Below are 7,746 nucleotides of genomic sequence, written 5' to 3' on the forward strand. Positions count from 1 at the left end.
CGGTGCCAGGAGCATCGACGAGCTCGCCGAGGGGGCGCCCGCGCCCAGGCCGGACAGCTCGCGGCCACTGGCATCCGCCGGCACCTGCTGTGCGGAAGGATGCCGCCCCAAGACCCTCCACGTGGAAGGGGTCAGGCACGTCCGCGCCCGACCCCTTCCACGTGGTTCAACCTGCGCCGGGTTTATCAGCACATCTGGGCGAAGCGGTGCCGCAGCCTTGGAGCGGCGGCACCGCTTGTACCCGTCAGGCCGGCGGCCGGGTCTGGTTCATCGGTAGCCGGCGGCGGCGATGTTCGCCTGGACCGCGTTTTCGGTCGCATCCGACGGGTAGCCCGAGACCATGGCACCCTCGTAGAACGTGCCGGCGCTGTCGTTGATGTTGCCTACCTCGGGTGAGCAGCAGTCGCCGCCGCTGCCCAGGACGATGGCGCCTTGCTTCTTCATCGGGCTGTATACGTTGGGCTCGTTGGGAAGCGCGCCGTCCCATAGGGTGTTGAGGCTTCCGGCCTGGGCGTTGCTGCCCTTGATCGCGAATCGCGACGTCCCGTTGTTCTTGAGTGTCGCCGTGACGAACTTGCTGGTGAACGCCTGCTGGTTCGGGTTCCACGTGCTGCCGCCACCTGGGAACAGGCCCCATTCGAGGTCGGCCTGCACCCAGGGTCCGGTTCCGGAGCAGCTGCCGAACCAGCAGCTCGTCCCGAAGTAGATGGCGTCCATGGCACCTGGCCCGTCGGCCTTGCGGGTGGTTTCGCTGTTGCCGTAGTCGAAGCAGCAGCCGCTGTTGACGTGCGTACCGCTGGTGACCATGTACATGCCCTCGGGTGCGCTGCCCGTCGGGACACCCGTCAGGTGGCCGTCGCGCCAGTAGCTGGTCCCGGGGTTGATGTACAGCGAGTAGGCCTTGCTGCCACCGACCGTCAGCGATTCGGTGGTCGCTACGGCCGGCCGGGTCTGTGGTGAGCCCGGGACCACGCTGGAACCCTGGTACCACAGGTCGTTGCCACGCCCGGACTGGTCGAACAGGACCGTGATGACACACGTGGTGTTTACGCAGAAGGAGTCCTGGGCCGCCGCGTTGGCGACGCCGCCAGGGGTCAGTACGCCGATGTTGCGGGTTGTGTTGTCCGAGGAGCGTCTGACCTGATACAGGTCTCCGTTGTAGGCGCTGTAGAGGGCGCGCGTTGTGCTGTGCGCCGCCACGCAGGGCGTACCACCTGCGCCGTAGATGTCGCACGGGCCGGAGCCGGTGCCCGCATCCACCTGGACGAGTTGCCACTGCTGGTTGGTGCCGCCCCAGTCGCTGTACTGCACGACGCTGGCGCCGTCGTTGGTCGCCGCGTTCTGGACCTCGACCGCCTTGTTGCTGTTGCGGTTGATCAGCCGGACGTAGCCGCTGTCGGAGTCGGCCAACCGGAACTGCTGGTTGGCGCCGCCGTGGTCGGTCCACTGGTGGATGGCGGCACCGTCGGCTGTCGACCAGCTGGACACGTCGATCATTTTGCCCGAGTGCCGTGCCTTGATCCGGTAGTAGCCGCCGCCGGAGTCCACGAACTGGAACTGCTGGTTGGTGGCGTTGGTGCGGGTCCACTGGACGACGTTGGCGCCGTCGGCGGTGGAGGAGTTGTAGACGTCGAGGGCCTTGCCGCTGTTGTGGTTCACCAGTACGTACCAGGCGGTGGTGTCCACCGTGGCGGCCGACGCCGGCGCCGTGGCCACCGTGAGCAACACGCCCACAATCGCCATGGCTGCCGCGGCGGCCACCCCCGGCCGCCACCGACGACGCCACCTCGCGGCGCGCGCAAACCCAACCGACATAGCGTCTTCCTTCCGTCATGGAGATCGCCGGCATGAGACGGGCCGCATCGGCGCGGACGCCGACGACACCCGCGCACGGACTCCTGCCAGGAAGTGACTTGTTAGCGCTAACATTTCCCGGGGACGAGCCGTGCAGGAACATGTGGGGTGTAGGTGTTGAGTAGCCAACCAGCGGTGCGGCTGAACGCACCACGTGCACTGTGATCGACAACATCGGCCGCGTCAAGATGTAACGGGAAGGTTTGCGGAACAAGTCCCTTATGAGACGCGGGCCTTGCCGAGGCTCGACGGCCGTCAAGCCGACCGCAGCCTTTCGCCAACCGTTGATCAAAGCCGCGATCCGGGCCGACGATCTCGGGGAGGTCCGCCGGAGTCCACGGGCGCGCCGATGGCCCGGCGCGGTGGCCGGAGTCCTCCGCCGACTGCTCGTCGGGACGTGGGCCGGTGTTCAGGTGATCGGTCGCGGTAGCGCGGTCAGCCGGGTGAACGCGTGACCAGGTCGCCGGCCCAGGGCCGGCCCTCGGCAATGCGCAGCCGGGTGCGTCCGGCGGTGCGGGTATGCGGGCCGCGACGTGCAGCAGCCGGTAGCGCAGCTTCTTCGGCTCGGCAATCCGCTTCTCCCCCCTCCGTACGCCACCGGCCCGGCGCGAGGCGTTCCGGGACGCCACCGCGAGCGACATCGACGCGGTGCACCCTTGAGGTCATCCTGGTGCTCTGAGCCAGTCGGATCGGCCACCGTCGACGCAGTAAGCCACACCAGGCGAGCGGGCGGCCGTGACCATCCACGCCGGGTGTATGCACCAAGGGCTGCTGGCGCTGTCGCGCCGGGGCCGATAGTCCTCGCGCACCTCGGCGACCATGCGCACCGCACGACGGCGGAGCTCAAGCGGGTAACGGGAAGGTCGTGCCATGACTCGATCCCTTCATGAAATCGAGTCTCCATTCGAGCCGGGGCGGTTCAGTCCACCGAAACCAGCTGGTCAGAGTCGGTCGGCGCACACTGAGAGACTCGGCGCCGATTCAGACCGAGCCGCCATCACCAGTGCCAACCATCCCTCTTTTGTGCCAACTGAAAATCCTCGTCACAGGTCTGTGACCGGGCTCGCTAGTTGGCACCAGGCCACGTTCACGACCTGCACTGATGCCAAGTAGCTTCAGTGGCCGGAGTCGCAGAATCAGCGAAATAGTTGGCACTTTGGTACAGCACAGGCTATGAGGCGTTTGTCGCCATAGGAGCAATCATCAAGACTTGTGGATGAAAAATCTTTGATCAGGCTGCGACCGGACCTTCCTGCTCGGACAAAGCCTTCTCCCTGCCGTCAACGCCCTGCTGCTGGGCTCCCTGCTGTACAGATCGCGCCTGGTCCCACGAGTTCTCCCGCTGCTCGGATTCATCGGAGCGCCCTGCTCGTCGCCTCCTTCACCGCCGTGCTGTTCGACGTCTGGGGACGAACCTCCGCGCAGTCGGGGCTCGCGGCACTTCCGACCGCACTGGGGGAGCTCTCACTGGGCGTGTGGCTGATCGCCAAGGGCTTCAAGCCCTCACCGGACGAAGCGGGTTGAGCGATTGTTCGGAACAGGGTGGTGGGTCAACGGGGACCGACCTGGCGCAGGTACCTCGGTACCTGCGCCAGGTCGGTCCGCACCCGGACTACCGGCTCACACGCGCTGGAGGGCGAAGCGCTGGTTGGCACCGCCGCCCGGGGTCCACTGCGAGATGCGGGCGCCGTCGGCGGTCGACCCGTTGAACACGTCCATCGCCAGGCCGCTCTGGCGGTTGACCAGGCTCACCGTGCCGCCGCCCTGGTCCACCACGCGCCACTGCTGGCTCGCGGCGTTGGAATCGGGTTGCTGGCTGATGTCGGCGCCGGTGCTCGAACTCGCGACCTGCAGCACCAGGCCGCTGTGCCGCGCCCGAATCCGGTAGTAGCCGCTACCCGAGTCGACGAAGTCGAACTGCTGGTTGAGCCCGCTGGACACCGACCACTGGATCAGCAGCGCGCCGGCCGCGGTGGACGCGCCGTTGATGTCCGCGGCCTTGCCGCTGTGCTGGGCCACCAGCCGGTAGTACACGCCGTTCTGCGGACCGCTGCCGCCGCCCGCCGCCTCCACCGGTCGCCGGGACAGCGCCAGGGCCTGACCGACATCCGGCAGGGGCCGCAGCCGGTAGGTGTAGGAGTAGTCCCGGTTGGCGAACAGCTTGTACTGGTCCAGAGTCTGCGCGCCCCAACTGTCGTTGCCGCCGACACCCATCTGGCGGTGGTTGAGCCGCAGCACGACCTCCGACCGCCGCGTCAACTCGTAGTCGTGCCGGGCACCGGTCGACAGGTCCTCCGGGGTGTACTGCGACGCGTTCACCTCCAGCAGCGGTTCGCCGAACGCGAGCAGGCCACGGCCGCTGCCGTTGACCAGCGCTACCCAGCGCACGTCGGTCTTGTTGCCGTTCTCCTGCGGCCGGATGTAACCGGTCCACTGCCCCGAGACGGTCGAGGAGTACACACCGACGTCGGACCCGCTGTTGCGGTCCCAGTGGTTCTCCTCCGGCCCACGGCCGTAGTAGCGCACCTGCTCCAGGTCCGCGGGCAGGAACAGGATCGTGCCCACCTCCGGGATGTACGGCAGGCTGGTCGCCCCGGGGTGCAGGGTGTTGTCCACCTTGATCTCCCCGTTGCCGTACACCGTGTACGTCGTGGTGTACGTCGACGTGGTGCTGGTCGGCAGGGTGCCGGTGACCGCGATCCGGACGGCGCGGTCCGACGGCTTGCTGACGGAGAACCCGGTCACGGTCCGGTCCAGGCCGGCACGCCGCCAGGTGCCGTTGCGGCTGGGCTGGCCGTTGCCCCGGTCGTTGTCCGTGGGCGCGCGCCAGAAGTTCGGCACCGGGCCGGAGTTGACCAGCCGCACGCCCATCGCGTCGAATGAGCTGATCGTGCCGGTCGCCTTGGCGAAGACGACGGTGAAGTCCGTGCCCGCGACGGTGACGCGGTCACTGGCCTCGGTGACCGTCAACGCCGGCACGTCCGCCACCGGCGTCGGCACGACGGGCGGGCTGGAGAAGTTCACCGGGAGCTGTTGTCGCGCCACCTCGTACCCCGCGTCGGCCCAGGCCGTGGTGGTCGCAAGGGTGAACGACAGTTCGAGGAAGTGTTCCTCCCCCGGCGCCGGGGCGGTCGGCCGCTGCACGGGCAGCTGCACGGTCTTGCTCGTCAACGGCGCGATGTCGAGCTGCGCGGCGGTGAGCGCTCCACTTTGGACGGCTGTGCCGTCGGCGACCAGCGCCCACCGGCCGGTGAACTCGTTGACGTTGGTGAACAGGTTCTCGTTGGTGATCTTGACGACCCCGCTGGTGACGTCCGCGCCCGCCGAGACGGTGATCGCCTGGTAGACCCGCTTGACCTCGGCCGCCTTGCCGGCCGGCCGCCGGTCCGCGGTGACGATGCCGTTGGCACAGAAGTTGCCGTCGTTGGGGTTGTCGCCCCAGTCGCCGCCGTACGCGAGGTAGGTCCCGCTGCTGCCCGACGGGATCGGCCGGCGCAGGCCCTGGTCGACGAAGTCCCAGATGTACCCGCCTTGCAGGACCGGATACCGCCGGACGATGTCCCAGTACTCCTTGAAGTTGCCGTTGGAGTTGCCCATCGAGTGCGAGTACTCGATCATCACGTACGGGCGGGTGTCGGAGGTGTCCCTGGCGCGGCCCTCGACCGTGGACGGGCTCTCGTACATCCGGGACCGGATGTCGCTGACCTCGGGCCGGTTGTCGCCCTCGTAGTGGACGATCCTAGTCGGGTCGGCCGAGCGGATCGCGTTGCGCATCGTCACGAAGTTGCTGCCGCCGCCCGCCTCGTTGCCGAGCGACCAGATGACGACCGACGGGTGGTTCTTGTCGCGGTGCACCATCTGGACGGCCCGGTCCACGACGGCCGCGGTCCAGGCGGAGTTGGAGTCGGGGTAGTTGTCCCGCACGCCGTGGGTCTCCAGGTTGGCCTCGTCCATGACGTAGATGCCGTACTCGTCGGCGAGGTCGTACCACACCGCGTTGTTGGGGTAGTGCGAGGTCCGGACGGCGTTGATGTTGAGCCGCTTCATCAGCTTGATGTCGGTGACCATGTCCTCGCGGGTCAACGCCTGCCCGCGGTCGGGGTTCGTCTCGTGCCGGTTGGTGCCGCGCAACGACACGGGCTGACCGTTGATCCGCATCAGGCCGCCCGAGAGCGCGAACTCGCGGAAGCCGACCCGTGCCGACGCGGTCTGGGTCACCGCGCCGGACGGGTCGCGCAGTTGCAGCACGGCGGTGTAGAGGTTCGGGTGCTCGGCCGACCAGAGCTTCGGGCCCTGGACGGCCTGGGAACCCTGCGCCGTCGCGTCCTGCCCGACCGGCACCGCGCCCACGTTCACCGGTACCCGCAGGGGCGACGGCCAGACGGCCTGCCGGTTGGCGTCGTAGAGCTGGACCGCCACCGAGTACGTCCCCGACTGCTGCGCGCCGCGGCTGCGCACCGCGACCTTCACCGCCAGGTCGGCGTTGGTGTAGTTGTCCCGCAACGGGGTGGTGAGCGTGAAGTCGCGCAGGTGCACCGCGGGCACCGAGTACAGGAAGACCGGCCGGAAGATCCCGGACAGCCGGATCATGTCCTGGTCCTCCATCCAGTCCCCGTCCGGGAACCGGTAGACCTCGACCGCGACCAGGTTGGAGCCGGCCCGGACGTAGTCGGTGACGTCGAACTCGGCCGGCGTGTACGAGCCCTCGCGGTACCCGACCTTCGCTCCGTTGACCCACAGGTAGAACCCGGACTTGACGCCCTCGAAATGCAGGTGGACCCGCCGTCCCTGCCAGGCGGCCGGGAGGTCGAACCGCCGGCGGTACTGGCCGACCGGGTTGAACCGCGTCGGCGCGAACGGCGGCTGGGCGTTCTCGTTCTGCCCGTTGGCACCCCACCAGGGGTAGGTGAAGTTGGTGTAGATCGGGAAGTCGTAGCCGTGCTGCTGCCAGTTGGCGGGCACCGCGATGGTCGGCCAGGCGGTGTCGTCGACGTCGGTGCGGTGGAAGTTCAGGTCACGGTCGGCGGGCTTGGCGACGTGCTTGAACCGCCACGTCCCGGTGAGGTCGAGCCGGTACGGCGACGTGGTGCGGTCGGCGTCCAGCGCCTGCTGGAGGTCGGCGTACGGCATGAAGGTCGCGTGCGGCGGCTCCGAGTTGACCTCGAAGATCCCGATATTGTTGTTCCACTCGGGGTAACCGTTGGGCGGGTCCACCCACGCGGCCGCGACTTCGGGTGCCGCGCCGGGCGCGCCCGACGCGATCCCGCCCGGCAGGGCCACGACCCCCAGAGCGGCGAGCCCCCCGCCGAGAACCGTGCGCCGGCGGATGGATCGTCCCTGGTCCTGCGGGTCTATCATCATCGTCTCCCGTGAGTCCGTGGAACCGTGATGGCAGCGTCAGGTCCGCAGCTTCCGCTACCGGTTCAGTGCGGGCTGTGCTTCGACATCGCCCAACGCGGGCACCACCAGCGGCACCGGGATCGTCGGTGCGGGGTGGGTGCGAGGTGGCCGACCGCGCGACATCCGGCTGGGGCGCGGGCTCTTCAGCGGTCGGGAACCGAGGCACCGCACACCGGATCACCTCCCTCGTCGCAGGCCACGACTGAGGCCCACAGCGGGACCACCGCGGCGCCAGCAGTGTGGCACAGTCGCGGTCGAGCCGACCAGAGAGCAATTGCCGTTCCTGAAGGGGCTGAGTATGTCAAGGGGGTATTTACGTTGGTTTTCGGTGGCTCTGGGCAGCGTTGATCGGCTCGCCGCCGATGGGCGGTGGCGGCAGACGGGTTGGGACTGCTGGTCATGGCCGTGATGCTCGCCGTGACGGCGGGCCTGCTCGACCTTCCGGTCGGCTGGGCCGGGGCGGTGGCGGGGATCGGGTTCTCGGCTGTCAGC

At 68.4% G+C, this 7,746-nt stretch carries 3 protein-coding genes and 1 pseudogene; 2 read left to right on the forward strand and 2 right to left on the reverse strand.

The window, feature by feature from the left end:
• Nucleotides 1-267: 267 nt before the first annotated feature.
• The gene (locus tag ADL01_RS30125; RefSeq protein ID WP_053745169.1) at nt 268-1,743 is read right to left on the reverse strand and encodes an arabinofuranosidase catalytic domain-containing protein; all 1,476 of its coding nucleotides are present in this window, start codon (nt 1,741-1,743) and stop codon (nt 268-270) included.
• 1,363 nt (nt 1,744-3,106) lie between these two features.
• Between ADL01_RS30125 and ADL01_RS47940 the strand changes: the two are divergent.
• Nucleotides 3,107-3,211: pseudogene (locus ADL01_RS47940) on the forward strand (DUF4386 family protein); the annotation flags it as partial.
• A gap of 32 nt (nt 3,212-3,243) precedes the next feature.
• Nucleotides 3,244-3,378 carry a DUF4386 domain-containing protein gene (locus ADL01_RS46780; RefSeq protein WP_234354850.1) on the forward strand — a complete coding sequence of 45 codons (135 nt, stop codon included), beginning with the start codon at nt 3,244-3,246 and terminating at the stop codon, nt 3,376-3,378.
• 96 nt (nt 3,379-3,474) lie between these two features.
• Here ADL01_RS46780 and ADL01_RS30130 read toward each other — a convergent pair whose 3' ends face one another.
• Nucleotides 3,475-7,215, reverse strand: a complete 3,741-nt coding sequence (locus ADL01_RS30130) for a glycoside hydrolase family 2 TIM barrel-domain containing protein (protein WP_053745163.1) — start codon at nt 7,213-7,215, stop codon at nt 3,475-3,477.
• Nucleotides 7,216-7,746 lie beyond the last annotated feature (531 nt).

This window comes from Streptomyces sp. NRRL WC-3618 (genome assembly GCF_001280005.1).
Lineage (GTDB): Bacteria > Actinomycetota > Actinomycetes > Streptomycetales > Streptomycetaceae > Streptomyces.